Genomic DNA, 25412 nt, shown 5'->3' on the forward strand with positions numbered 1-25412 from the left:
ACCTGTGACTGCCCTCCCGGAGCCTACCAACCTTGATGGCCGGATCGCTTTCAACTCGCCCGGCGGGCTACGACATTGACCAGCTTATCCGGCACCACAATAACTTTAACCACTTGCTGGCCGGCAAGCAGGCTGGCCACTTTTTCCCTTTTTAAAACAAGCTTCTTAACTTCTTCTTCAGGCAGCCCCGCAGGAACCTGCACCCGGTCCCTAACTTTACCGTTGATCTGCACCACCAGGGTTACCTCTTCCTCCACCAGGGCATCAGGGTCAAAGGCAGGCCACGATTCCAGGTGGACGCTCTCCCGCCCTCCCAGGCCCTGCCATAGCTCCTCGGCAATGTGGGGAGCAAAGGGGGCCAGCAAGGTTATTAACTTCCGCAAAACCTCACCCATCAGCGGCAGGTTTTGTTCATTTGCAGCAACGGTGTCCTGGTAACGGTAGCAACCGTTGACCAGTTCCATAATGGCGCTGATGGCCGTGTTAAAGTTAAAGCGCTGCTCGATATCCTCGGTAACCTTCTTGATGGTGGCGTGGAGGAGCCGCCAGAGCTCGCGGTCGGCAGGAGTTTTCACCGCGGGGGTGCCGCCAGCCCGGCGGACGGCATCGGCGTAAGCAGCAACCAGACGCCAGACCCGGTTTAAAAAGCGGTAGCAACCTTCCACCCCCTGGTCGCTCCACTCCAGGTCCCGCTCCGGAGGGGCGGCAAAGAGGATAAAGAGGCGGGCGGTATCGGCGCCATAGCGCTCTATTATTTCTTCCGGGCTGACAACATTCCCTTTGGATTTGGACATCTTGCTGCCGTCCTTTAAGACCATCCCCTGGGTCAGGAGGTTCTGGAAGGGCTCCTCAACCCCTATCAGGCCAAAGTCGTACAGGGCCTTGGTAAAAAAGCGGGCATACATGAGATGGAGGATGGCATGCTCCACCCCGCCGATATACTGATCCACGTTCATCCAGTAATCAACCTTATCCCGTTCAAAAGCCCGCTCCTGGCTGCGGGGGCTGGTGTAGCGCAGGAAATACCAGGAGGAGCAGACAAAGGTATCCATGGTGTCCGTCTCCCGCCGCGCCGGGCCGCCGCACCGGGGACAGGTGGTGTTGACAAACTCGGGGCAGTTCTTTAACGGCGATTCCCCTGTCGGTTTAAACTCCACTCCCTCGGGCAGGATGACCGGCAGATCTTCTTCGGGTACGGGTACCAGGCCGCAGCTGTCGCAGTAAATCATGGGTATGGGCGCGCCCCAGTAACGCTGGCGGGAAATCAGCCAGTCCCGCAGGCGGTAGTTCACCCGCGCCCTGCCTTTACCTGTACTCTCCAGGTATTCAGTAACCTTATGAATGCCCTCCCGGTTAGGCAATCCGCTGAAGGGACCGGAATTGACCATGATGCCGTCCTCGACGTAGGCGGCTGTCATGGTAGCGCCGTCAATTTCCTGCCCCTGGGGCTGAATAACTACCTTGACCGGCAGGTTGTACTTGCGGGCAAATTCGAAGTCCCGCTGGTCATGGGCCGGCACCCCCATGACCGCCCCGGTACCGTATTCCATGAGGACGTAGTTGGCAATCCAGATGGGCACCCGCTCGTTATTGACCGGGTTTATGGCATAAGCACCGGTAAAGACGCCTTCCTTTTCCTTCTCGGTAGCCGTCCGGTCCAGATCGCTCAAATAGCGGGCCGCCTGGACAAATTGGTCTACTTCCTTTTCCTGGGGTTTCCCCGCTGCCAGTTTCGTCACCAGGGGATGTTCGGGAGCCAGGACCATATAAGTAACGCCGTAAAGGGTATCCGGGCGGGTAGTAAATACCGGTATTTCCTCGCCACTGCCTTCCACCCGGAAAATAACCTCGGCACCGGTACTCTTGCCGATCCAGTTTTCCTGCATGATTTTAACTTTTTCCGGCCAGCCGGGCAGCTTTTGCAGATCATTCAAGAGCCGCTCGGCATAAGCAGTGATGCGGAAAAACCATTGTTCCAGGTCTTTGCGCATGACAGGGGTATGACAGCGCTCGCAGGCGCCGTCAACTACCTGCTCATTGGCCAGGACCGTGGCGCAGGAAGGGCACCAGTTGACGGCGGCTTTTTTACGGTAGGCCAGGCCGTGCTTGTACATCTGCAGGAAGAGCCACTGGGTCCAGCGGTAGTAGCTGGGATGGCAGGTAGCTACCTCCCGGTCCCAGTCGTAGCTGATACCCATGGCATGGAGCTGGCGGCGCATGTTGGCAATATTGCTCCAGGTCCACTCCGCCGGCGGAATCCCACGGTGGATGGCCGCGTTTTCCGCCGGCAGGCCAAAGGCATCCCAGCCCATGGGATGGAGGACGTTGTAGCCCCGCATGCGTTTAAAACGGGCGACAACATCACCAATGGAATAATTGCGTACATGCCCCATGTGTAAATTTCCGGATGGGTAAGGGAACATCTCCAGGCAATAATACTTGGGTTTGCTGCTATCTTCCGTTACCCGGTAAAGGTCGCTTGCTTCCCAGCGGCGCTGCCATTTGGGTTCAATTTCCTTGAAATTATACCTTGCTTCCATAACCAGTCACTCCCAAAGTTTACCCTAAAATAACTGCGCACCAAACTGGCATTGCTCGCTCCAAACAAATGCCAGCCCTTTATTTTAATCCTTTCTGCTGGGTACCGCAAAAGCGGCATAGCTATCTTGTGCTAAACGGCATCTATTTTAATCACCCTGGCATCCCGCCAGAGGCGTTCCAGGTCGTAGAAACGGCGCTCTTCTTCCTGGAAGATATGTACCACCACCGCGCCAAAATCGAGTAAGATCCAGCGGGCGGCATCCCAGCCTTCCCGGTGCAGGAGCTTTACCCCGTTTTCCCCCAGGAGTTCCTCTACCCGGCCGGCAATGGCCTGAACCTGAGTTGCCGATGTACCGCTGGTGATAACAAAGTAATCGGCAATGAGGGTAATACCTCTAAGGTCCAGGATTACCGGTTCCAGTCCCTTTTTTTCAACTATTGCCCTGGCCGCCAGCTCAGCTACCCGGGCTGCATCCATTAATTAATAACCTCCCCTGGCCAGTAAAATGTAGTTGCGCGCCTCCACCGTGGCCGGATGGAGGGGCTGCTCTTTATCCAGGATGTAAATAATACTCGCTTCAAAGGCTTTCAACAAAGCTGCCTCCAGGTCAGTTGCTGCTATTTTGCGAAGAGCATTGACACCGGCAAACTGGCGCCCGGGTTCAATGACATCCGCCAGGTATATAATTTTATCCAGCGGTGTCATGGCCGGTGCCCCTACTGTGTGTCGGGCCACCGCCTGGAGAATGGCTTTATCGGTTATCCCCAGCTCCCGCTCCAGGAGCATGGCTCCCACGGGGCCGTGGAGTAAAACGGGCAGTCGCCTTTCCAGATCACAGGTTATGAGCCCCGCAGTCCCGGCCAGGTCCAGGAGCTGTTCCGGCGGTAAATCTCGAGCATAATCATGTAACAGGCCCGCCAGGCGGGCCTGTTCCGGGTCAATACCATTTTTTACTGCCAGTCCGGCTGCGGTATCAGCTACACCCAGGCTGTGGCGGTAACGCCCTGCGGGCAGCCGAGCTGCTAGAAGCTGCAGGTATTTTTTCACTTTTTTAACCTCCGCCTGGCAGCTAACAAAAACCCCCTATTTTTTTAAAAATAGGAGGTTAAACTCAATCCGGGTCTTACGAACGGGCCCGGGCTTCGTTGACGGTTAAGACGCGATTACCAAGTTCGGTACCATTCATGGCAGCGATCATGCGGTCGGCATCGGCATCGTTAACTTCAACGAAACCGAAACCCCGGGACCGGCCCGTCTGGCGGTCGGTAATAATCCGCGCGCTCAACACTTCGCCGTGGGCCGCAAACGCCCTGGCCAGTTCTTCCTCAGTTGTGGCCCAGGGAAGGTTGCCCACATACAGGGTACGCACCAATGCACTTCACCTCTTCTTCGATGTTAGTAGTAGTATATAGTCCTAGCTCTTTTCATATACGCCACTGTTCCGGGGCCGGTACAACCCCTGGCAGTGGATATATTCTTCTACCGCCTCCGGGAGCAGGTATTTAATCGGTTTTTTATTTTGTACCCGCCAGCGGATATCAGTAGAAGAAATGGCCAGAGCCGGGACTTCGATGAGATGAATACGGTGCCTACCCTCAACCGGTAACATGGGTCTGGACTCCCCTGGCCGGCTCAACTGAAAACCGGGACGCGTGGCGGCAATAAAATGGCACTCTTGGAGGAGCCTGTCGACATCCTTCCACGTCAAGATCTCCAGGATGGCATCGGCACCGGTAATAAAGAAAAGCTGGACCTCAGGGCCGTAAAAGCGGCGAAACTCAAGAACTGTATCGATGGTATAAGAATAGCCCTCCCGGTCAATCTCGCTCCGGGATACTTCAAAGTATGGGTTGCTGGCCGTAGCCAGGACCGTCATCTGGTAGCGGTGCTCCGAATCGGTGACCGGGTAGTCCTTTTTATGGGGAGGTCGCCCGGAAGGGACAAACACCACTTTTTCCAGGGCAAATTCCCAGCGGGCGGCTTCGGCCGTTACCAGGTGACCGAAATGAATGGGGTCAAAAGTCCCCCCCATAATACCTACCCGCCGGTTGTTGTTAAATGTCTTCATAGCTCCCTCCCGGTTCCCTATGTTGTTATTTTAACAATTACTGACGAATCTGTCCACTACCAAAGATAATATACTTAAAAGTTGTTAGCTGCTCCGGACCCATGGGACCCCGGGCATGGAGCTTCTGGGTGCTGATGCCGATTTCCGCCCCGAAACCGAATTCATAACCATCGGTAAAGCGGGTGGAAGCATTGACGTAAACGGCGGCGGCGTCAACCCGGGCCAGGAATTCCCGTGCTGTCTGGTAATTGCTGGTGACAATGGCTTCCGAATGTTTGGTGCCGTAGGTATGGATATGCTCCAGGGCCGCTTCCAGGCTGTCGACCACCCGGACGGCCAGGATCAAATCCAGGTATTCGGTAGCCCAGTCTTCTTCGGTAGCCGCTTCCGCCCAGGGGACAAGTTCCCGGGTGCGTTCGCACCCCCGCAAAACAACCCCCTTTTCCTTCAGGGCCTCCGCCAGGGAAGGCAGGAATTCTGCCGCCACCTTTTCGTGGACCAGCAGGGTCTCCATGGCGTTGCAGACGCCGGGGCGCTGGGTCTTGGCATTGATAACGATGTTTCTGGCCATCTCCAGGTCGGCTGCGGCATCGACGTAGACATGGCAGTTGCCTACACCCGTCTCAATCACCGGCACCGTTGCATTCTCCACCACCGTCCGGATGAGGCCGGCGCCTCCCCGAGGAATCAGGACATCCAGGTATTCATTGGCCCGGAGCAACAGGTTGACAGCTTCGCGGTCAGTAGTCTCAATTAACTGGATGGCCCCCTCCGGTATGCCGGCGGCCGTTGCCGCCCGGCTGATGACCTGGGTCAGGGCCCGGTTGGAATTAAAAGCCTCGGAGCCGCCGCGCAGGATAACGGCATTACCGGTTTTCAGGCACAGGCCCGCCGCATCTACCGTCACGTTGGGCCGGGCTTCATAGATAATGCCGATCACCCCCAGGGGTACCCGTACGCGGCCGATCTGCAGGCCGTTGGGCCGCGTCCACATGGAAGTAACTTCGCCCACCGGGTCGGGCAAAGCTACCAGTTCCCGCAAACTCACGGCCATATCTTTGATGCGCTTCTCGTTTAAAAGGAGGCGGTCCAGCAGGGCCCGGGAAAGCCCCTTTTCTCTGCCGGCAGCCATATCCCGGGCATTGGCCTCCAGGATAAAATCCTGTTCCTCCTCCAGGGCCCGGGCCATGGCCAGCAGGGCTTCATTTTTTATACTGGTGTTCAGGTTAGCCAGTATGCGCGCCGCTTCCTTGGCCAGCTTACCCTTAGCCTGCACTTCTGCGGCTACATTCATGGCAGCCACTCCTTTGTATATGAGATGTAAGTTCAAACCAGGACTATCATGTTATCCCGGTGTACGATCTCATCGTAATCTTTATAGCCTAAGATTTCGACAATCTCCTTCGTTTTCCTGCCCTGGATGCGGCGAATGGCCTCGGCCGCATAGTTGGACATACCGCGGGCAATTTCCTTGCCGTCCGGATCGATTATGCTGATAATGGCTCCCTGGTCAAAGTCGCCGTAAACGGCCACCACACCCCCCGGTAAAAGGCTTTTTCCCCCCCCGCATATGGCCCTGACGGCCCCGGCATCCACCTGGACCTGGCCCTGGATCCCCGGGCCGTAGGCCAGCCAGCGCTTACGGGTATGGGTGCGGTGTTCCCGGGGGATAAAGATGGTACCCACTTCTTCCCCCCGCAGGACGGCGCTGATTCTTCCACCCTCCAGGCCGCTGGTGATCACTACCGGGATGCCGAAGCTGGTGGCCAGCCGCGCGGCCTGGAGCTTGGTGGCCATGCCGCCGGTGGACCAGGTAGAACCGGCCCCCCCGGCCAGGGCTTCAATCTCCGGCGTAATTTCTGTAACACACCGGAGTAAAGTGGCATCCCTATCAGTCAAGGGGTTAGAGGAAAAAAGGCCGCCGATATCCGTCAACAGGATTAAAATATCGGCGTCAACCAGGCCGGCCACCAGGGCCGCCAGGGTATCATTATCACCAACCCGGATTTCGTCCACGGCCACGGTATCATTTTCATTGACTATGGGTACCACGCCCAGGTGTAACAGGGTGGCCAGGGTGTGGCGGGAATTGAGGTAACGGCGGCGGTCGGCCAGATCGTCCCGGGTTAAAAGGATCTGGGCTACAAGCAGCCCGTAATCGCTGAACAATTTTTCATACATATGCATGAGCAAGCCCTGGCCCACGGCGGCAGCGGCCTGTTTTTCCGGCAGTGTCCGGGGTTTTTCCTTCAATCCCAGGCGACCCATGCCGGCCCCCACGGCCCCGGAAGTAACCAGCACAACCTGGCGGCCGGCATTGACCTGGTCTACCAGTTCCCGGACCAGGCGCTCCATGCGTTCGAGGTTTAATTTGCCTGTTTTATGGGTCAGGGTGCTGGTGCCTACTTTAACTACCAGCCTGCGGGCCTGTTGTAGAGCCTCGCGGCACTCCCTCTCCGTCAAACCCGTCACTCCTACTAAAATAAGGTTCTATCAAAAACGGCGATTGCTGGTTGATCTGTACTCCAGCTTTTTGGGGTGTGGGGGTACAGGCTTCAGGCTCCGGTGGTTCTCGGCTAGCAAACTTTACGCTCAGCCTTGCTCGGCGGCGGGGGTGGCCTGGCTTTATCTCTTTGCACAATCATTACGGGGCGTGGTACTTCTCATCCTTGAAGCTACGTTACGATCCCCATCCCGTTCACCGCCGCCTCGCTGCGGCTTTGCGTAAGTATCTTACGCCTCGAACCAAGTCGCCTTCCGCCTGTACCCACCACCCCCTTGCCTGGCATTATCCCCCTCGCTTCCGCCAGATACCATCTTTATTCATACCTTTTGGGCATTCAGTACCTTTATTCCTCTTCCCTGTACTCAAATTCATATTTACCTATTCTTACCGTAGCGCCGGGGAAGACGCCAGCCTGGCGCAGGGCGGCTTCGAGGCCCTTCTGCTGCAGGTAGACCTGCAGGCGGCGCACGGCTTCGTCGTTATCCAGGTAAGTCATGGCTACCCGGCGCTCGATTTCTCTATTTTTAACCAGGAAGACGCTCCCTTCCCTGGTGATTGTTATCTCTTCCGGGGCAAAGGTTGTCACCTTTTCTTCCCCTGGTTCCAGCAAAGGTGCCGGCGGTGGCAGGTTTTTGAGCATGCCTGCCAGGTGGTAAAGGAGGGCCTCAAGGCCGGCACCGGTAGCGGCGGCAATGGGAAAAATAGGGTAAGCATCGCTTAAGCGCTCTTTAAGGTAAGCCACTTTTGCTTCCCCGCCTGGGATGTCCATTTTGTTGGCGGCTATTAACTGGGGCCGCCGGGCCAGTTCCGGGTTATAGTGTTCCAGCTCTTTATTGACAGTTCGCCAGTTATCCAGGACTTCTTCGGCCGGTAAAGATACGTCGAGGACGTGGACCAGGACCCTGGTGCGCTCGATGTGGCGTAAAAACTTTAACCCCAGGCCGGCGCCCTGGTGGGCACCTTCAATAAGGCCGGGTATGTCGGCCACCACAAAGGAGTTTTCATCATCTACCCGAACCACACCGAGAACGGGAGTCAGGGTGGTAAAGGGGTAGTCGGCAATCTTGGGCCGGGCGGCGGATATACGGGAAAGCAGGGTTGACTTGCCGGCATTGGGCATGCCGATGAGGCCGACATCGGCCAGCAGCTTTAATTCCAGGAGCAGCCAGCGTTCCTCCCCGGGTTCGCCCTTCTCGGCATAGGTAGGTGCCCGGTCTGTCGGTGAAACAAAGCGGGCATTCCCCCGGCCGCCGCGGCCGCCGGCCGCCACCACGACGCGCTGGCCGTGCTCTACCAGATCGGCAAGGACCTGTCCGGTAGCGGCATCCCGGACTACCACCCCTACCGGCACCCGGAGGATGAGATCCGGGGCACTGCGGCCGTGTTTATTTTTCCCTTGACCGTGCTGGCCCCGCTCGGCCCGGTAGTGGGAGCGATAGCGGAAATCGACCAGGGTTCTTAAAGACGCATCGGCTTCCAGGATTACGCTGCCGCCGCGGCCGCCGTCACCGCCGCTGGGGCCGCCGCGGGGGACATATTTCTCCCGCCGGAAGGCGACGACACCATTGCCGCCGTCGCCGCCGCGCACGTAAATTTTGGCTTCGTCGTAAAACAAGGGGATAGCGCTCCTCCGAAAATAACTCTATCGCAGGCTGGCATTGTCTTGCTCGCTCCTGACAAAAGCCAGCCCGCTTGCTTTTTCATTAATTGCCAAAAACAGCGAGTAACGTCATGGGCTACTCCGGCCCCTCACTACCCGCTCCTCAAAAGCAGTCCCATTTCTCCGGTTTCCGGTTGCCAGGTGAAGGGTACCTGGTGGCTACCGGCCAGGTCGGCCAGGTGTTTTACGGTTCCGGCAGGGACTGCTGCCGGAACTCCGACTTTAAAGGATAGGTAATAGCCTTCCTCCTGCTCAATAAGGCTAACCTGAAGGGTATTCCCTTCACCGGCCAGGGCCAGGGCCAGGTCCCAGGCTGCCTCCCAGAGGGCGAGGGCTACATTATTATCCATGGTCAGGTTCTCCATCATGGTATGTACTGCTATTGTCAGGGTTATACCCCTGGCAGCTACCTGTTCCATTTTAAGAAGGCTTAGCAGGGCCAGATCGGGTTGTTTCAGGCGCATGAGCCGGCCTAACTGCTCCAGCTCTGCATTAACCTCTTGCAAATATGTTAAAGCCCGGTCATATTTTTGTAACTGGAGATAGCCGGATATTACCTGCAGGTGGTTCAAGATATCGTGTCTTTGCGAGCGTAGCAAAGATATTACTTCTGCGGCCTGCCAGGTCATGCCAGACACCTCGCCCCTTATTATTTTCGCACATTCACCTGCCGTGGTCCCAGGCGCTGACGGGCCGGTCCATAGCAGAAACCCCTGGAAATTTCCAGGGGTTCTTTTTAACTGGCATAAACGCTTACTTGTTTCTTCTCGCGGCCTTTACGCTCAAAACGGACTATGCCGTCAATCAGAGCAAAAAGGGTATCGTCTTTGCCAATTCCAACGTTCAGGCCCGGGTGGATCTTGGTACCGCGCTGGCGCACCAGGATGTTGCCGGCCTTAACAAACTGGCCGTCCTGTCTCTTTACTCCCAGGCGTTTGGCCTCACTATCGCGGCCGTTCCGGGAACTACCTACACCTTTTTTATGGGCAAAAAGCTGTAAATCCATCATCATCTCGCCCACCCCCTTAGATTTCGGAAGTCAGATGTTTTTATATTCTAATGCTACATACTGCCTGTAATCGCTGGCTATAGCCTTCAGCCCCAGTTCTATAGTTTTGAGAATCACCCGGGCTTTCTCCTGGTCGGCGGGGTTTAAGCTAGCCGGCAAGCGGCACTCCAGAAAACCTTCCCGGATGCTTACCCCGGGTTCCTCTTCCAGATGGTCCTTCAGGCTAAAAACTGCCGTCTGGGCCAGGGCCGATACAGCGGCACAGACGATATCCTCGCCTTTAGGACGGTAACCGGCATGGCCGGTAACGGTGAAGCCCGTAAGGCTCCCGCCCCTTTCCTGCCAGAAGACAATCCTTATCATTGCACCTCAATTTTTTCAATCCGCAACCGGGTATAGGGCTGGCGATGACCCTGCTTGCGCCGGTAGTTTTTCTTGGGCTTATACTTGAAAACAATTATCTTTTTGCCCTTACCATGGGCCTCTACGGCAGCGGTAACCCTGGCGCCGTTCACGTAAGGGGTGCCTACCTGCAGGTCAGCCCCTTCGCCGACGGCCAGCACCTTATCCAGGACTACCTTTTCGCCTTCGGCAACCGGCAGCTTTTCTACCCGGATGACGTCGCCTTCGCTAACCCGGTACTGTTTGCCTCCGGTCATAATAATGGCGTACACCTGAAATCCCCCCAAGCTAAGACTCGCCACCGTCAGGCACCTTATTAAAAAGGTTTTAAAACCTGCGGCGAGCGGTTTAAAACTCTGGTGCGGCTTTTTGCAGTGTAACACATCTTCCCAGCACCTGTCAAGCATCGTTTAAGAGCCGCGCCCGGGCAAAAGTGCGGTAAACCCGGGTAACCTCTACCGTAACTTCCTGGCCGAGGTAAGAGGCGCCGCCGGGTATATCCAGGACAAAGCCGTCCACCCTGGCGATACCGTCACCGTTGTTGGTCGTATGTGCCCCTTCGATGGTAACTTTCAGAATCTGGCCTGCTTTGACGGGGGCGGCATTGTTGATTTCGTCCAGGTCGAAGAGCTCCCGCAGGTTTACTTCTTCCAGGTGAAGATTTTCAGCGCCCTTGATGATCAGCTGTTTCCCGGCCCGCCGCTCCAGGAGGCGCAAGTGGGCTCCCCCTGAGCCAATAAGCAAAGAAGCTACAGACGGATTGGCCTCCACCAGCAGGGCCCTGGCCCGGCTCTCCCCGGCCAGTTGCAGGATTTTTTTCCTGGCCTGGAGGGCCACCGTTTCTTCCGACAGGACCTTGCCCGTACCGTGGCAGTAGGGGCAGTCCTGCTGCAGCACACTCCCCAGTTCCTGCTGGTCTTTTTTCCGCGTCATTTCCAGGAGCCCCAGGCGGGTAAAACCCAGGATCTGGGTTTTCGTTTTATCCCGGGCCAGTTCTCTTTGCAGGACTTTTATTACCTGCTCCTGGTGGGCGGGATTTTCCATATCGATGAAGTCGACGACAATGATACCGCCGATGTTGCGCAGGCGGAGTTGCCTGGCTACTTCCACCGCTGCTTCCAGGTTGGTCGTCAGGATTGTGTCGGCCAGGTTATGGCGGCCGACAAATTTACCCGTATTAACATCAATGGCCGTCAGGGCCTCCATCTGGTCAATAACCAGGTAACCGCCGCATTTAAGCCAGACCTTGCGCTTCAGAGCCTGCTCTATCTGGTTTTGCACGCCGTAGAGGGCAAAAAGGTCGGCACCTTCCCTTAACACCACCCGCCGCCGCAGCTCCGGCGAACGCCCGGCCAGGATGCCTACAACCGTGTCGTAGGTATCCCGGGAATTGACCAGGAGCCTATCGACATCTTCCGTGTATAAATCCCTTAAAATACGTAAAGAGAGTTCCACATCATGGTGAAGCAGCCGCGGGGCCTTGCTCCGCCTGGCCAGCTCACGAATACGTTTCCAGACCCGGCTCAAGGCCCTGCTGTCTTCCCGGAGTTCTTCCAGCCCGGCGCCGGCGGCCGCCGTCCGGACGATTAACCCCATGCGGCGCGGTTTAACCGCTCGCGCCAGAGTTTTCAACCGCTCCCTTTCCTCCTCACTGCCGATGCGGCGGGAGATGCCGATATAGTTAACTGTAGGCATGAGGACGAGATAACGCCCCGGCAGAGTAATCTGGGTGGTGACCCGGGCACCCTTGCTCCCCTGGGGTTCTTTGACCACCTGGACCAGGATCTCCTGGCCTTCCTGGACAACATCACTGATGCGTCTCCGGCTGCGGCCGGGCATCTCTCCCTCCAGGGCTTCCAGGCCGGTGGTATCATCAACAAAAAGGAAGGCGTTCTTCTCCAGACCGATATCCACAAAGGCCGCCTGCATACCGGGTAAAACGTTGGCCACCCGGCCTTTATAAATGTTACCCACCAGATGCGCTTTTGTAACCCTCTCCAGGTATATCTCCATTAAACGGCCGTCCTCCAGGACGGCCACTGCCGTCTCTTCGGCATCTGCCTGGATTAAGATTTCCTTGTTCACCCATCTCTACCTTCTCATAAAACGCTGCATTTTCGCCCCCGGGCCGGAAACTGCGGGTCAACATACTCTTCCGGGGTCAGCAACCTGCCGTCCCGGCGGATAAACAGGCCGGTACGAATCACCCGGGAGGGTCCCTCCAGGGCCATGGCGCCAACCACTTCTTCCGGGCGGACAACCCCCCGGGAACTGCACTCGAGGAGCATTTCCAGGGTGGCTCCGGGTTTAACGGCCAGCTGGAAAACACCCGGCCGGATATCCTTGACCCGGGCGCCTTCTTTGCCCGGCCGGCTCACCCGGACCACCTGCTGAGAAAGAAAGGTTTCCGCTTTTTCCTGAAGGATTTTGGGGTCGGGAGGCTCCTCCCAGGCAACGCGGTAAGCAGCAGTATTAATAATGGCCGTCAGGGCCGGGGCCTGGTCGGAAATGGCAAAGACCAGCAAGATTTCCAAACCTGCCGGCAACTCGGCCTGTAACCTCTCTTTGACCTCAACCGGGTCGAGGGGTGCCGTTAATTCCATGTCCAGGTATTCCGCCAGGCTCTCTATCCCTACCGCCAGGGCCGGACCGAAGGCCAGGCGCGGGTGGGGGTTAAAGCCGTGGCTGTAGGCCAGGGGAAGCCCCGCCCGGCGCATGGCCCGTTGCCACAGGCGGAGCATCTCCAAGTGGCCCAGGAAAACCGCCTGGCCGCCCTTGCTATATTTTATCCTAAGTCGCACTGTCCCGGGGCCCTCCTTTCAGGATCAGGTCAACCCCCAGGCCAGGACAGACGCCACAGCCTGTGCAGCGACCCGAGCGGCAGTCAGCCGTGACTAGGCCCTCCCAGGCCCGCCGGCGTTCCCTTTTTAAGAAGTCCTTAGCTATGCCAAAGTCCAGGTGGTCCCAGGGAAATATTTCTTCTTCCCGGCGCGAACGGTAGGCATAAAAGGCCGGATCAAGGCCTGTCTCCCGGAAAGCCTCCTCCCAGCAGCTGTAATTAAAGTATTCCGACCAGCCCTCTAATCTAGCTCCCCGGCGCCAGGCCGCTACAATCGCCCTGCTCAAACGCCGGTCGCCCCGGGAGAGAACCGCTTCGATAAAGCTGACCTCGGCCTCATGCCAGTTAAAACGCAGACCCGGGCCTTTAAGGTGGGTGCGCAGCAGCTTCTGCTTTTCTTTGATTGCTTCCACCCGGTCCTGGGGTTCCCACTGGAAGGCCGTCCAGGGTTTGGGGACAAAGGAAGAAACGCTGACGGTGACCGTCGGTTTTCCCCCGGGTGCCAGTTTCCTACCCTGATCGAGAATGCGCCGCGCCAGATCAACAATGCCCAGGAGGTCTTCTTCCCTTTCCGTAGGTAAACCAAGCATAAAGTAAAGTTTAATGGCCTGCCAGCCGGCCCGGAAAGCCTCGCCGGTGGCCGTCAGGATGTCTTCCTCGTTTACGCCTTTATTAATCACATCCCGCAGACGCTGGCTGCCCGCCTCGGGAGCAAAAGTGAGGGTGCTTTTACGTACCCGCTGGACGGCTTCCGCCAGGCGCACGCTGAAGGCGTCCACCCGTAAAGAGGGCAGGGAAATGCTGACGCCTCGATCGGCATAGGCAGCTGCCAGGGCCCGCGCCAGCTCCTCCACCCGGGAGTAGTCGGCCGTGCTTAAAGAGGTAAGGGATATCTCTTCGTGGCCGGTATGGCGCACCAGCTCTTCCGCCTGGCGCAGGAGGATGGATAGGTCCCGTTCCCTTACCGGACGATAAATGGCCCCGGCCTGACAAAAACGACAGCCATGGGTGCAACCCCGCATGACTTCCAGCATCATGCGGTCATGAATTACCTCCAGGAAGGGAACAATAGGTTGGGTGGGAAAATAGGCTGCATCCAGGTCAGGGATGACCCGTTTGACTACGCGCTCGGGTACGCCCTCCTCCCGGGGGACAACCGCGGCCACGGTACCGTCGTTGTTGTATTCCACTTCATACAGGGAAGGAACATAAAAACCGGGCATGCTGGCTATGGCCTTTAAAACCCGGCGGCGGTCGTTAATTGCCCCTTCTTTTTTTAAACTGCCCACCATTGCCAGCAGCTCGGGCAATGCCTCCTCGCCATCACCCAGGAGGAAAGCATCAAAAAAGGGAGCCACCGGCTCCGGGTTGGCCACTCCCGGTCCCCCGCCGATAACTAGAGGATGGCCCGCGGACCGCTCCGAAGCCATAAGAGGTATGCCGGCCAGGTCGAGGATATTAAGAATTGTAGTATAACTCATTTCATACTGGAGGGTAAAGCCCAGGACATCAAATTCAGTTAAAGGCCGGTGAGATTCCAGGCTGAAGAGGGGAAGATGGTTTTCCCGGAGCAGTCCCTCCAGGTCCGGTCCGGGGGCAAAGGCTCGCTCCATGAGCATACCGGGCCGCTCATTGACGACGCCGTAAAGTATGGCCAGACCCAGATGGGACATGCCTACTTCGTAAAGGTCGGGATAAACAAAAGCCATGCGCACCGGGTTTTCTTCCCAGGCCTTGTGAATGGCATTCCACTCCGTGCCCAGGTAACGGGCCGGTTTGCTAACCTTGGTCAATAACTTTTCCAACTCAATACCTTGCAATTTCTTCGCCTCGCGCTACTCAATTTCCTGGTCATTAGTATAACAGGAAATCAAAAAAAAATATACCCCGAAGGTTTTTATAGCCATCCCTTCCATTCATCAGGGAACGAAAATTGTATCCAAAGAAAAAGGCGGGGCGAGTCTGCCCTACCTCCGCAACAGGACATCCAGGGTATTATTTCCTCCTTCCAGGAGCTCCTGCATGATTTCCGTTTCCGTTAGGATACCTTCCAGCCGTCCCCCTTTACCGATGACGGCTACCAGGTTGAAAGATCGAGGAGAAAAGGAGCGCGCCACCCTGGCCAGAGTGAGACCCGGGCCGGCCGCCAGCCAAAAGACCCTGGTGGTTTTAAACTGATCCCCTTTAACAGCTTCCTTACCCCGCTGCCGCCAGAAATCCTGCCAGAACATATAGGGTGCCACCTCCCCTTCTCGCCTGGCGGCGTAATAGATAAACAAGGCCAGGGCCAGGCCCTGGAGATCCGCCAGCCGGAAGATAAAACCGCCAATACTCCCCAGGCCCAGGAGGAGAGCCAGGACCTGGCCGCCGTAAACTCCTTCCAAAGTTGCCCGGTACAGCCCGGTATGCTTCGCCCTCAAGGCCCGGTAGATACGTCCCCCGTCCAGGGGAAGGCCCGGCCAGAGGTTAAAAAGGGCCAGGATAAGGTTGACCTGGCGAAAAAAAAGGAGCCAGGCCGGCGTTAAGTTAAGCAACAGGTCAAAAAGGGTTATCCCCAGCGCCAGGAAAAAACTGGCCGCGGGGCCGGCCAGGGCTATCAGAGCTTCGTCCGTAAAATCCCGCCCCTGCGGCCGCCGGAGGCGTGCCACCCCACCAAAGGGAAAGAGTTCCACGCTCTTCACTTTCCAGCCGAGACGGGAGGCTGCCAGGACATGGCAGCCTTCATGCCAGGCCACAGCCGTAAACAAAAGTAAGGCCTGGGGTAAAACCCCCACGAGAAAATAAAGGCCCAGGAGAAGCAGAAAATAATCGTTGAAAATTATTTCTGCCGTTCCCACTCGACCAGCGCGCATGGTTTACATCTTACCTGGGGGAGTTAATAAAGCTGTAGGGTCCACCGGCCGGCCATCCTGCCGCACTTCAAAATGGAGCTGGGCCACCGGGCCTTGAGCCAGGGTAGCAATCACGTTTCCCTTTTCCACTGCCTGCCCCTGGCTGACCTTGACCTGGCCCAGGGTGCCGTATACCGTAACCAGGCCCCGGCCGTGATCGATTTCCACGACCAGCCCCAGGACGGGGTCCTCCCCGGTCCTGATGACCTTACCCGCCAGGGCGGCCCGGACAGTTGAACCCCCTGGTGCCTGGATATCGATGCCATTATGGAAATATTGCTGGCCGTCGGCAACCATCCAACCGTAAGGGCGGCTGATATCCCCGGAAAGGGGTACAGCCATGGCTGGCAAAGCCTGGCCGGCAGTCACCGGGACTGCCTCTGCTCCCGGCTTGAAAAAATGGAAAACCCAGCGGTCGTAAGCATCCAGCCACATCCCTGAACGTACCAGTTGAGCTACGGCCGGGGTAAAGTCGGCCGCCGGGTCGGCCAGGTAATGACGCAGGCCCATTTGCAGGGGCTGGACCACAGGGCCGTCCAGGCGAAAAAGTATGGTTATGGCCAGCCATAACAGGCCGGCAATGATCCCCTGCCGCAGCCAGCGGCGTCGAAACCGTGACGGCGGTACGGTCCGCCCCGGCCCAGCCCAGCCACCCAGGGGAGCCCCTTTAACTTCCTCCCAGTCCCAGCTATCCCGCACCTTGCGTCCCCCCGGACAAGCATATTTCTTTATTTATGTATATGCCCGGACCGGGGAGGTATGACTAATGAAAGTGTTAGAAATGTAAATCTATCTCTCCATGGCGGGTTTGTTCCAGGCGCTTCATGATCTCCTCCCGCAAGTTGCTATCAGCAATGGTAGCTATGGCCGCAGCAATAACCCTTTCCCCTGCAGCCTTTAGCTCCGACGGCGCTTTTGTCACCAGGTACTCCTGAAAACTCAAGATGGCGTTGGGCAGGCAGAAACGCCGGATGTCACCTTCCCGCGCCAGGGCGGTAAAACGTTTACCGGTACGGCCAGAGCGGTAACAGGCGGTACAAAAACTGGGCAGGTGGCCATGTTGCAGCAGCATGGCTACCATGGCGCTCAAAGGCCGGTGGTCGCCCACTTCAAACTGGGCGGCCGGGTCTTCAGGTTCAGCGTAGCCGCCCGGGCTGACACAGGAACCGGCGGAAATCTGAGAAACACCCATATCCACCAGCTCATCCCGTAGTTCCGGCCGCTCCCTGGTAGTGAGCACCAGGCCGACATATGGTAAGGCCAGGCGGTAAACGGCTATAACCTTGCGGAAATCGGTATCGCTTAAAGTATAGGGTACCTCAGTTAAAGCCGCCCCCAGGGCCGGCCGCAGGCGCGGCACCGACATGGTATGGGGACCGGCGCCGAACGCCTCCTCCAGGCTGCGGGCATGGCTGATGGCCGCCAGGACCTCAAAACGGTAATCATACAGGCCCAGGAGCGGCCCCATGCCTACGTCGCCAAATCCGGCGGCCATGGCCCGGTGCATGACCGTCAGGCGCCAGCCGTAGTCGGCCTTGATGCCGGCAGGATGCATTACCCGGTAAGTAGCAGGATGGTAGGTTTCCTGGAAACACTGGTAAACGCCGGCACCGGCCTGCTTCAAGCGGCGAAATCCGGCCACCGTCTGGGGAGCAACGTTAAGGTGGACAATACGCAGGGGCGAATAGCGGTAAACCGCCTCGACGGCCTGGCAGAGGTAATCAACATCGGCACCCGGCCGGCCTTCCCCGGCGACCAGGAGGACACGCTGGAAGCCCTGCTCAGCCAGGGCCCGGGCTTCTTTACCAATCTCTTCCGGACTTAGCAGCCTGCGTTTAAGGTCCCTGTTATCGCGGCGAAAACCGCAGTAGAGACAGTTATTGCTGCAGCGATTGCTGATATACAGGGGAGCAAAAAGAACTATTCTCCGGCCATAAACCCGCTCTTTAACCTCGGCTGCCGCCCGGTAAACCTTTGGCAGCAAAGCGTCATCATTTAAATTAAGGATAGCGGCTGCTTCTTCCAGGCTTAACCCCTTTAAAGAGCGGGCCTTACGTAAAATGGCATCCAGGGCCGCTCCTCCGGGGGGCGGCGTTGCCAGGAGGGCCTCGATGGCTTCGGCATCAACTATCGCCTTCAGCTCACCGTCGTATTCATAAGCCGGCACGTTCATATACAAACACCTCCGAATAGGAAATGTGACGGGGCCCCCGCCCCTCGGCTCGTTGGGAAAGGGTGTCTTTCCTAGCCGCGGCCGATCATGCCCTCGGTGGGACTGCTGGGGCTGGCATAGGTTTTCTTGGGTATCCTGCCGGCGAGGTACCCTAGCCGCCCGGCAATTACTGCCTCACGCATAGCTGTGGCCATGAGGACAGGATCGCGAGCTTCAGCAATGGCTGTATTGATCAGGCAGGCCGAAGCGCCGATTTCCATAGCCAGGGCGGCGTCGGAGGGAGCACCGATGCCGGCATCAACTATCACCGGGACATTAACGCGGTCGATGATGAGCCTGATGGCATCAAAGTTGGGCAACCCTTGCCCCGAGCCGATGGGCGAACCCAGGGGCATAACTGTAGCCGCCCCGGCTTCCACCAGGCGCCGGGCCACAACTACGTCCTGGGTGGTGTAGGGTAAAACAATAAAGCCTTCCTTGACGAGGATGCGAGTAGCCTCAATGGTAGCCACAGGGTCAGGTAAAAGGGTTTCCTGGTCGCCGATAACCTCTAGTTTGACCATGTCGGAAAGGCCTGCTTCCCGGGCCAGGCGGGCCAGACGCACCGCTTCATCAACGGTAGTGGCACCGGCGGTATTGGGTAAGAGGGTTATCTTCTTCAGGTCCAGGTAATCCAGGAGGGATGGGCCCGGAGACTGAAGATTGATCCTGCGCACAGCTACCGTCACTATCTCCGCCCCTGAGGCAGCAATAGCCTGCTGCATGAGCTCCATGGTGGCGTACTTGCCGGTCCCGACCATCAGGCGGGAATTGAACTCCCGGCCGGCGATGACCAGTTTATCATTCATAAAAGATTCCTCCCTGTAGCAATTTGAACTTTTGTATATAGCTGGCATTTGCCTGCACCAGCGACCCGGCCTCAACAGCAAGGTGACTTCGGCCGGCATCAGCCTCCCCCGACAAAACGTATGATTTCCAGTTCATCACCTTCCTCAAGAACAGTTGTTGCGTAGTCCTGCCGGGGTACAACCTGCCGGTTGCGTTCCAGGGCCATGTAACGGCCGTCGATCCCCAGCTCCTGCAGCAGTTCGGCAACCGTCAGCCCGGCCGCTACATCCCGCTCTTCGCCATTCACCTTCAGGCGCATAATAATATTGCCTCCCCCCAAACAACTCTGTCGTAGGCTGGCATTGTCTCGCTCGGCAGAAGCTTGCTCGCTGCCGACAAATGCCAGCCCGGTATTTCCATGTACTTTACCCTCCCGTTTCCCACCTCCCACTCCTCACCTCTTATTCAGGGTCTGCTTTAATTCAGCAACAGCCCGGGCCGGGTCGGGAGCAGCCATGACGGCTGACATCACGGCCACACCCCTGGCCCCGGCGGCAAGGCATTGGCGGGCATTGGCGGTATTGATGCCGCCCAGGGCGATAATTGGTATACCAACACTGGCAACGACTTCCCGCAAGCTTCCCACCCCCCTGGGGGGGATTCCCTCCTTGGAAGCCGTCGGGAATATGTGGCCGAACAGCAGGTAATCTGCACCGGCCTTCTCCGCCTCCCGGGCGGCCGTCACGCTGTGGACGGATACCCCCATGATTTTCTCAGGCCCTAAAAGCCTGCGGGCCACGGCCGGCGGCAGTGAGTTTTCGCCCAGATGCACCCCGTCGGCTCCGGCGGCCAGGGCCACATCCAGCCGGTCATTGATCAGCAGCCGTGTTCCCGGCGGCAGGACCTGCTTTATATCCAGGGCCAGATGGTAAAGTTCCCTACCGGTTAAATCCTTTTCTCGCAGCTGTAGGTAATCTACTCCTTCCAGCTTTGCAGCCAGGTCTACCAGAGACCTGGCACCAGCAAGGCGACGGCTGGTGATGACATAAAGCCAGGCCAGGGTCAACACCTCCGTATATGAGAGGTGCGAAGTGGGAGGTTAGAGGTGGGATTTCTGTGGAAACTGGCCACGCCAGTTTCAGATCTACTTATCTCTCATTTTCTTCGTTCGCCGGTGCAGGGTGCCTTCATGAGAACCTCTGCCAGTAAAAAAACCGGTGTGCTCCTTTGGAGGAGGACACCGGTCGTAAACGTTCACTCTCCCTCCGCAGGCATTACCCTGATCAGGTCAAAGGGTCAGGTGCTCACTAGCCCTTTCTCAGCCCCTAACAGGAGCTCCCCTCCATATTAATTTTGCTATAATTTTACTATTCATAGTTTCTTAACGCAAGGGCTATTTAAGATTATATAAGCCATATTTTCACATTTAACGCCGGCCTGTAGCTCCTGGCAGCAATTTTCACCCGCCTTTATATTTATTTAATTAAAAAGGGGGTAGAAAAAAGAACCTGGAGGACATAACCTCCAGGCCCTTTTCTACTTTAATAATCCATACCGCCGGGCGGCATGGGAGGATTCTTTTCTTCCTTGGGTATCTCGGCAACCAGGGCTTCGGTGGTCAGCAGCATGGCAGCAATGCTGGCCGCATTCTGCAGGGCGCTGCGGGTAACCTTGGCCGGGTCAACAATACCGGCTTTCACCATGTCAACATACTGCTCGGAGACAGCATCGAAGCCGATGCCGGGCTTTTCGTTGCGTACCCGTTCTACAATAACCGAACCTTCCAGGCCGGCGTTGGCTGCAATCTGGCGCAGGGGTTCTTCCAGGGCCCGTTTGATGATCCGGACACCCACAGCCTCATCGCCCTCGGCCTGGAGCTTTTCTACCGCCGGGATGCAGTGGACCAGGGTGGCACCGCCGCCGGGGACAATACCTTCCTCAACAGCAGCCCGCGTAGCGGCCAGAGCGTCTTCCACCCGGTGTTTCTTCTCTTTCAGTTCGGTTTCGGTAGCCGCACCGACACGGATGACGGCTACGCCGCCGGCCATCTTGGCCAGGCGTTCCTGTAGCTTCTCGCGGTCGTAATCGGAATCGGTCTCTTCAATCTGCTTCTTAATCTGGGCTATGCGGCCGTCAATAGCATCTTTCTTACCGTAACCTTCGACAATGGTGGTCTTTTCCTTGGCAATCTTGACCTTCTTGGCCCGGCCCAGCATGTGGAGGTCAACATTCTCCAGCTTGACACCCAGGTCCTCGGAGATAAAGGTGCCACCAGTCAGGATAGCGATATCCTCCATCATGGCTTTACGGCGGTCGCCAAAGCCGGGAGCCTTGACGGCAGCGCAGTTCAGGGTGCCGCGCAGCTTGTTAACCACCAGGGTGGCCAGGGCTTCGCCCTCCACATCCTCGGCTATGATAACCAGGGGTTTACCCGTACGAACTACCTTTTCCAGCAGGGGTAGCAGGTCATTGATAGCCGAGATCTTCTTTTCATGGATAAGTATATAGGGTTCTTCAAATTCGGCTTCCATGGCCTCGGCGTTGGTAACAAAATACGGCGATACATACCCGCGGTCGAATTCCATACCTTCCACTACTTCTACAGTAGTGGCCGTACCTTTGGATTCTTCCACTGTGATGACGCCGTCTTTACCAACCTTCTCCATGGCATCGGCAATGAGCTCGCCAATCTCGCGCTCATTGGCGGCAATGGAGGCTACATGGGCTATGCTCTCCTTGGATTCCACCGGGATGCTTATCTTCTTGATTTCTTCCACCACAGCTTCCACAGCCCGGTCAATGCCCTTCTTGATGAAGACGGGATTGGCCCCGGCGGCCACATTCTTCAAGCCTTCCAGGACAATGGCCTGGGCGAGAACGGTGGCAGTGGTTGTTCCATCACCGGCGACATCGTTGGTCTTAGAAGCGACTTCCCGGCAGAGCTGGGCACCCATGTTTTCATAGGGATCTTGCAGCTCAATTTCTTTAGCTACGGTAACCCCGTCCTTGGTGATGACCGGGGAACCGAATTTGCGTTCTATGACCACATTGCGGCCCTTCGGTCCCAGGGTGACTTTCACCGCTTGGGCAACAGCGCTGACACCTCTTTCCAGGGCGCGCCTGGCTTCCGTATCAAAGGCCAGCTGTTTGGCAGCCATGATTTCTACCTCCTTTAAATTCCTTTATTTTTCCTTAATGGCCAGGATGTCGCTGTCACGGATAATCAGATATTCCTGGCCTTCATATTTGACTTCAGTACCACTGTATTTGGCAAAGACTACTATGTCGCCAACCTTAACTTCCGGCGCTACCCGGGTACCGTTTTCCAGGATCTTGCCCGGTCCGACGGCCACTACTTCCCCTTCCTGGGGCTTTTCCTTGGCAGTATCCGGTAAAACAATACCCCCCTGGGTTTTTTCTTCGCCGGTCAGGACCTTAAGTACTACCCTGTCGGCAAGCGGTTTAAGCATGAAAACTCCTCCTTTCACAGCATTTAGGAGTTGTTAGCACTCACCTGAGCTTAGTGCTAACAGCCAATTACTAATATACACAAGGGGTTACCCCTTGTCAATAGGAACAACTCTAAAAAAGAATTTTTTGCCGCCTGAGGTTAACATTGAGAACCAACCCCAGGGCCAGCATATTGGCCAGCATAGCGCTCCCCCCGTAGCTAAAAAGGGGCAGAGGTATCCCCGTCACCGGCATAATACCTATGGTCATGCCCACATTAACCAAAATATGAAAGGTAAACATGGAGACTACGCCACCCACCAGCAAAGCGCCAAACATGTCCTTGGCCTGGGCAGCAATCCGAATCATGCGGTAGAGGAGCAAGAAATAAAGGGCAAGAATACCCACAGTACGAACGAATCCCAGCTCTTCCCCGACTACCGAGAAGATAAAGTCGGTATGGTGTTCCGGCAGGAAATTGAGCTGCACCTGGGAACCCTGGCGAAAGCCGACCCCCCACCACCCGCCGGAGCCGATGGCGATCTGGGACTGGATGACATGGTAACCGGCACCGGTACCGCCCTGGCCGTCGTTATAGGGATTGAGGACTACCACCAACCGGCGCAGCTGGTAATCCTGCAGGGGCAGGGGCAGGCCGAAATGGAAGTGGGCGTAAAGGGCCAGTCCGACCAGGAGGAGGCCGCCGCCGGAGATTAATAATAACAGCCTGGGGTTGGCCCCTCCTATATACAACATGCCAAAAAGGATGGCCAGCAAAACCAGGGCCGTACCCAGGTCGGGCTGTTTTAAAATTAGCAGCATGGGTACAGCTACATAGGCGAAGGGTACGATTAAATCCTGCCAGCGGTTAAGTTTGCCCCGGCGTTTATCCAGGAAGCAGGCCAGGGTAATGACCGTTATGGTCTTGGCAAATTCGGAAGGCTGCAGGAGAAAAGGGCCCAGGTTGATCCAGCGCTGGGCTCCCTTAGCTTCATGGCCAATGAAGAAAACCGCGGACAATAAAATTAGATTCAAGATATACAGGGGATACTGATAGCGTTTCAGTTGCCCGTAATCGATAAGTAATACTGCGGTCAACCCTGCTAGGCCAACAAAAATCCATATCAGTTGTTTTTTAACATAATAATAGGGATCTGTTGCTACGTTGGCCGCAGCGCTGCTAAGAACAGCCAGGCTAATTAATAACAGGGTGATAATGCTACCCACAAAATAATAATCGAGATTACGCCAGAGGCGGCGCTCCAACATTATTTCCCCTGCCCTTCACGGGAGTCAATGATAGTCATGATAATAAGGGGCCGTAATTATTATATAACAGCAAGCATGGCCGGGCTATAACAAAATAGCGGTAAAAGGAAATCCCCCGGCAAAATCCGGGGGATACTTTTATGCTTTAACGGCGGTCTCCGGACTGGTTTTAAAGGTGCGCTTGACCCTGAGGATGGGGATATTGGCCACCAGGGCCACGGAATCATTTTCGTGATTTAAGCTAACCTCCAGCCCCGTAGTATCGATATCAAGGTATTCGGAAATGACGTTGATTAAATCGTTTTTCAGGGCTTCCAGCAGGTGAGGGGAAACACCGGCCCGGTCATGAACCAGCACCAGGCGCAGGCGTTCCTTGGCAACCTTTTTGCTGGCTGTAATATCTCGCCCGAAAAAACGCAGCAAAAATTCCAGCACCCCGCGTGCCCCCTTCCTAACCCAGGCCAATCAGTCTGCGGAGCCTGGCCATGATGCCGCTCCCCGCGTCCCAGTTCAAGAAGGGAACTTCTTCTCCTAAAAGACGGCGGGCGATATTACGGTAGGCCTGGCCGGCCCGGGAATGCTTATCCAGAACTGCCGGTTCGCCGCGATTGGTGGAAATAACGATATACTCGTCTTCCGGCACCACGCCGATGAGATCAATAGCCAGGATCTCCAGCATATCCTCGATGTCCATCATGTCGCCCTTGCGCACCATATCCGGCCGCAGGCGATTGATAATCAAGCGCGGAGCCTCCATTTCGGCTGCTTCTAAGAGCCCGATAATGCGGTCGGCATCTCGGACGGCGGCAACTTCCGGTGTGGTAACCACCAGGGCCTTTTCCGCCCCGGCGATGGCATTTTTAAAGCCCATTTCAATTCCGGCCGGGCAGTCGATTAACACAAATTCATATTCCTCGCGTAACTGGGCCACCAGGTCAATCATCTGCTGGCGGCTGACGGCTGTCTTGTCCCTGGTCTGGTTGGCTGGTAAAAGGTAGAGGTTTTCCAGCCTTTTATCCTTAATTAAAGCCTGCTTTAAGCGGCAACGGCCCTCGACGACATCAAGAAGATCATACACAATCCGGTTTTCCAGGCCCATGACCACATCCAGATTTCTTAAACCAATATCCGTATCAACTAAAACAACTTTCTTACCCAGACTGGCCAGGCCGGTACCGAGGTTGGCCGTGGTAGTTGTTTTGCCAACCCCGCCCTTACCGGAAGTGATGACAATCACTTCACCCATTTTGTTCCTCCTCTTCCTCAATCATGCTCCTGCTTAACCATCGCTTTTCGCCGCCGGGCTGGTATTTTTCAATGACGACTGCTTCATCCTGGATGCGGGCGATCTCCGGTTCTCCCATGACATCCTGGACCTCATCATCGGGAGCCCTGGTAATGTAGCCGGCAATCCGCAGCTGAGTGGGCTGGAGCCGGAAGGCCATGACCACAGCCTTTTCATTGCCTTCAGCCCCGGCATGGACTACTCCCTTTAAGGTGCCCATGACAATAACATGGCCGCTGGCCACTATTTCCCCGCCAGGATGAACGTCGCCCATAACTACCACATTTCCGGGGTACTCTAACCTCTGGCCGGAACGCACTGTGCGGCAGACCAGAAAGGTATGGTTGTCCGACCCCGGTTTTCCCCTGGCAGCCGGCATCGTTATCCCCTGCTGGGTGCCTGCCCCGGTGTCACTACCAGTTGAAGAAAACACGCCTCTTCTCCTCCTTGATACCGGGCGGCAGAATCCGCTTCGGCTTTATTAATTTTC

27 protein-coding genes, 1 riboswitch and 1 other annotated feature are annotated in these 25412 nt (G+C 56.6%); all 27 genes read right to left on the reverse strand.

Going from position 1 to position 25412, the window contains the following annotated elements; translation table 11 throughout:
- Positions 1-50: 50 nt before the first annotated feature.
- The 27 genes from leuS to minC all read right to left on the reverse strand — a co-directional run bounded on the left by leuS (position 51) and on the right by minC (position 25301).
- A complete protein-coding gene (gene leuS, locus FLZ89_RS02620; RefSeq protein ID WP_141304279.1) occupies positions 51-2540 on the reverse strand; it encodes a leucine--tRNA ligase in 2490 nt (829 codons plus the stop codon).
- A gap of 131 nt (positions 2541-2671) precedes the next feature.
- A complete protein-coding gene (gene rsfS, locus FLZ89_RS02625; RefSeq protein ID WP_141304280.1) occupies positions 2672-3019 on the reverse strand; it encodes a ribosome silencing factor in 348 nt (115 codons plus the stop codon).
- Between the two features lie 3 nt (positions 3020-3022).
- Complete coding sequence (gene yqeK / locus FLZ89_RS02630; RefSeq protein ID WP_141304281.1) at positions 3023-3589, reverse strand: bis(5'-nucleosyl)-tetraphosphatase (symmetrical) YqeK; 567 nt, start codon at positions 3587-3589, stop codon at positions 3023-3025.
- A gap of 76 nt (positions 3590-3665) precedes the next feature.
- Positions 3666-3911 (reverse strand): RNA recognition motif domain-containing protein, encoded by a 246-nt coding sequence (locus FLZ89_RS02635; protein WP_141265694.1) that lies wholly within the window; start codon positions 3909-3911, stop codon positions 3666-3668.
- Between the two features lie 45 nt (positions 3912-3956).
- Entirely contained in the window at positions 3957-4610 is a 654-nt protein-coding gene (gene nadD, locus FLZ89_RS02640) for a nicotinate-nucleotide adenylyltransferase (RefSeq protein WP_141265444.1), read from the reverse strand.
- Between the two features lie 37 nt (positions 4611-4647).
- The gene (locus FLZ89_RS02645) at positions 4648-5904 is read right to left on the reverse strand and encodes a glutamate-5-semialdehyde dehydrogenase (protein ID WP_141304282.1); all 1257 of its coding nucleotides are present in this window, start codon (positions 5902-5904) and stop codon (positions 4648-4650) included.
- Between the two features lie 32 nt (positions 5905-5936).
- Positions 5937-7073 (reverse strand): glutamate 5-kinase, encoded by a 1137-nt coding sequence (gene proB / locus FLZ89_RS02650; protein ID WP_141265442.1) that lies wholly within the window; start codon positions 7071-7073, stop codon positions 5937-5939.
- Between the two features lie 386 nt (positions 7074-7459).
- On the reverse strand, positions 7460-8731 hold the full coding sequence (gene obgE / locus FLZ89_RS02655; protein WP_141304283.1) for a GTPase ObgE: 1272 nt from the start codon (positions 8729-8731) through the stop codon (positions 7460-7462).
- 137 nt (positions 8732-8868) lie between these two features.
- Positions 8869-9405 (reverse strand): Spo0B domain-containing protein, encoded by a 537-nt coding sequence (locus FLZ89_RS02660; RefSeq protein WP_141265440.1) that lies wholly within the window; start codon positions 9403-9405, stop codon positions 8869-8871.
- A gap of 107 nt (positions 9406-9512) precedes the next feature.
- Entirely contained in the window at positions 9513-9782 is a 270-nt protein-coding gene (gene rpmA / locus FLZ89_RS02665; RefSeq protein WP_172613671.1) for a 50S ribosomal protein L27, read from the reverse strand.
- Positions 9783-9815: 33 nt separating this feature from the next.
- The gene (locus FLZ89_RS02670; RefSeq protein WP_141304284.1) at positions 9816-10148 is read right to left on the reverse strand and encodes a ribosomal-processing cysteine protease Prp; all 333 of its coding nucleotides are present in this window, start codon (positions 10146-10148) and stop codon (positions 9816-9818) included.
- Positions 10145-10459 (reverse strand): 50S ribosomal protein L21, encoded by a 315-nt coding sequence (rplU, locus tag FLZ89_RS02675; RefSeq protein WP_141265437.1) that lies wholly within the window; start codon positions 10457-10459, stop codon positions 10145-10147. Before rplU ends, FLZ89_RS02670 begins: the two co-directional genes overlap by 4 nt.
- Before the next feature lie 9 nt (positions 10460-10468).
- Positions 10469-10546: a sequence feature (ribosomal protein L21 leader region), on the reverse strand.
- Positions 10547-10586: 40 nt separating this feature from the next.
- Positions 10587-12272 carry an Rne/Rng family ribonuclease gene (locus FLZ89_RS02680; protein ID WP_141304285.1) on the reverse strand — a complete coding sequence of 562 codons (1686 nt, stop codon included), beginning with the start codon at positions 12270-12272 and terminating at the stop codon, positions 10587-10589.
- A gap of 14 nt (positions 12273-12286) precedes the next feature.
- On the reverse strand, positions 12287-12988 hold the full coding sequence (locus FLZ89_RS02685) for a TIGR03936 family radical SAM-associated protein (protein WP_141304286.1): 702 nt from the start codon (positions 12986-12988) through the stop codon (positions 12287-12289).
- Positions 12978-14846, reverse strand: a complete 1869-nt coding sequence (locus tag FLZ89_RS02690) for a TIGR03960 family B12-binding radical SAM protein (RefSeq protein WP_141304287.1) — start codon at positions 14844-14846, stop codon at positions 12978-12980. Before FLZ89_RS02690 ends, FLZ89_RS02685 begins: the two co-directional genes overlap by 11 nt.
- A 147-nt stretch (positions 14847-14993) precedes the next feature.
- On the reverse strand, positions 14994-15878 hold the full coding sequence (locus tag FLZ89_RS02695; protein WP_141265433.1) for a M50 family metallopeptidase: 885 nt from the start codon (positions 15876-15878) through the stop codon (positions 14994-14996).
- Positions 15879-15881: 3 nt separating this feature from the next.
- Complete coding sequence (locus FLZ89_RS02700) at positions 15882-16616, reverse strand: murein hydrolase activator EnvC family protein (protein ID WP_141265432.1); 735 nt, start codon at positions 16614-16616, stop codon at positions 15882-15884.
- A gap of 76 nt (positions 16617-16692) precedes the next feature.
- Complete coding sequence (gene hydG / locus FLZ89_RS02705) at positions 16693-18090, reverse strand: [FeFe] hydrogenase H-cluster radical SAM maturase HydG (protein ID WP_141304288.1); 1398 nt, start codon at positions 18088-18090, stop codon at positions 16693-16695.
- A gap of 71 nt (positions 18091-18161) precedes the next feature.
- Positions 18162-18938, reverse strand: a complete 777-nt coding sequence (locus FLZ89_RS02710) for a thiazole synthase (protein ID WP_141265430.1) — start codon at positions 18936-18938, stop codon at positions 18162-18164.
- A 98-nt stretch (positions 18939-19036) separates the two neighbouring features.
- Positions 19037-19237 (reverse strand): sulfur carrier protein ThiS, encoded by a 201-nt coding sequence (gene thiS / locus FLZ89_RS02715; RefSeq protein ID WP_141304289.1) that lies wholly within the window; start codon positions 19235-19237, stop codon positions 19037-19039.
- 135 nt (positions 19238-19372) lie between these two features.
- Complete coding sequence (gene thiE, locus FLZ89_RS02720; protein WP_253256393.1) at positions 19373-19984, reverse strand: thiamine phosphate synthase; 612 nt, start codon at positions 19982-19984, stop codon at positions 19373-19375.
- Positions 19985-20161: 177 nt separating this feature from the next.
- A riboswitch (TPP riboswitch) is annotated at positions 20162-20270 on the reverse strand.
- A 189-nt stretch (positions 20271-20459) separates the two neighbouring features.
- Positions 20460-22076 carry a chaperonin GroEL gene (gene groL / locus FLZ89_RS02725; RefSeq protein ID WP_141265428.1) on the reverse strand — a complete coding sequence of 539 codons (1617 nt, stop codon included), beginning with the start codon at positions 22074-22076 and terminating at the stop codon, positions 20460-20462.
- Positions 22077-22100: 24 nt separating this feature from the next.
- Positions 22101-22388 carry a co-chaperone GroES gene (gene groES, locus FLZ89_RS02730; RefSeq protein WP_054936265.1) on the reverse strand — a complete coding sequence of 96 codons (288 nt, stop codon included), beginning with the start codon at positions 22386-22388 and terminating at the stop codon, positions 22101-22103.
- 112 nt (positions 22389-22500) lie between these two features.
- Positions 22501-23637, reverse strand: coding sequence for a rod shape-determining protein RodA (rodA, locus tag FLZ89_RS02735; protein ID WP_141265427.1), 1137 nt, complete (start codon positions 23635-23637; stop codon positions 22501-22503).
- A 138-nt stretch (positions 23638-23775) separates the two neighbouring features.
- Positions 23776-24072, reverse strand: coding sequence for a cell division topological specificity factor MinE (gene minE / locus FLZ89_RS02740; RefSeq protein ID WP_141265426.1), 297 nt, complete (start codon positions 24070-24072; stop codon positions 23776-23778).
- A 16-nt stretch (positions 24073-24088) separates the two neighbouring features.
- Complete coding sequence (minD, locus tag FLZ89_RS02745) at positions 24089-24883, reverse strand: septum site-determining protein MinD (RefSeq protein ID WP_141265425.1); 795 nt, start codon at positions 24881-24883, stop codon at positions 24089-24091.
- Positions 24876-25301, reverse strand: a complete 426-nt coding sequence (gene minC, locus FLZ89_RS02750) for a septum site-determining protein MinC (RefSeq protein WP_141265692.1) — start codon at positions 25299-25301, stop codon at positions 24876-24878. The genes minD and minC overlap by 8 nt, the downstream gene beginning before the upstream one ends.
- Between the last annotated feature and the right edge of the window lie 111 nt (positions 25302-25412).

This window comes from Moorella sp. E306M, assembly GCF_006538385.1.
Lineage (GTDB): Bacteria > Bacillota > DSM-521 > Neomoorellales > Neomoorellaceae > Neomoorella.

Excerpts from the sequence above, each read along its gene's own strand:
- leuS (WP_141304279.1), bottom strand. The coding sequence starts at position 2,540 with ATGGAAGCAAGGTATAATTTCAAGGAAATTGAACCCAAATGGCAGCGC.
- rsfS (WP_141304280.1), bottom strand. The coding sequence starts at position 3,019 with ATGGATGCAGCCCGGGTAGCTGAGCTGGCGGCCAGGGCAATAGTTGAA.
- nadD (WP_141265444.1), bottom strand. The coding sequence starts at position 4,610 with ATGAAGACATTTAACAACAACCGGCGGGTAGGTATTATGGGGGGGACT.
- FLZ89_RS02645 (WP_141304282.1), bottom strand. The coding sequence starts at position 5,904 with ATGAATGTAGCCGCAGAAGTGCAGGCTAAGGGTAAGCTGGCCAAGGAA.
- FLZ89_RS02660 (WP_141265440.1), bottom strand. The coding sequence starts at position 9,405 with ATGACCTGGCAGGCCGCAGAAGTAATATCTTTGCTACGCTCGCAAAGA.
- rpmA (WP_172613671.1), bottom strand. The coding sequence starts at position 9,782 with ATGGATTTACAGCTTTTTGCCCATAAAAAAGGTGTAGGTAGTTCCCGG.
- FLZ89_RS02670 (WP_141304284.1), bottom strand. The coding sequence starts at position 10,148 with ATGATAAGGATTGTCTTCTGGCAGGAAAGGGGCGGGAGCCTTACGGGC.
- FLZ89_RS02695 (WP_141265433.1), bottom strand. The coding sequence starts at position 15,878 with ATGCGCGCTGGTCGAGTGGGAACGGCAGAAATAATTTTCAACGATTAT.
- hydG (WP_141304288.1), bottom strand. The coding sequence starts at position 18,090 with ATGAACGTGCCGGCTTATGAATACGACGGTGAGCTGAAGGCGATAGTT.
- FLZ89_RS02710 (WP_141265430.1), bottom strand. The coding sequence starts at position 18,938 with ATGAATGATAAACTGGTCATCGCCGGCCGGGAGTTCAATTCCCGCCTG.
- thiS (WP_141304289.1), bottom strand. The coding sequence starts at position 19,237 with ATGCGCCTGAAGGTGAATGGCGAAGAGCGGGATGTAGCGGCCGGGCTG.
- groL (WP_141265428.1), bottom strand. The coding sequence starts at position 22,076 with ATGGCTGCCAAACAGCTGGCCTTTGATACGGAAGCCAGGCGCGCCCTG.
- groES (WP_054936265.1), bottom strand. The coding sequence starts at position 22,388 with ATGCTTAAACCGCTTGCCGACAGGGTAGTACTTAAGGTCCTGACCGGC.
- rodA (WP_141265427.1), bottom strand. The coding sequence starts at position 23,637 with ATGTTGGAGCGCCGCCTCTGGCGTAATCTCGATTATTATTTTGTGGGT.
- minD (WP_141265425.1), bottom strand. The coding sequence starts at position 24,883 with ATGGGTGAAGTGATTGTCATCACTTCCGGTAAGGGCGGGGTTGGCAAA.
- minC (WP_141265692.1), bottom strand. The coding sequence starts at position 25,301 with ATGCCGGCTGCCAGGGGAAAACCGGGGTCGGACAACCATACCTTTCTG.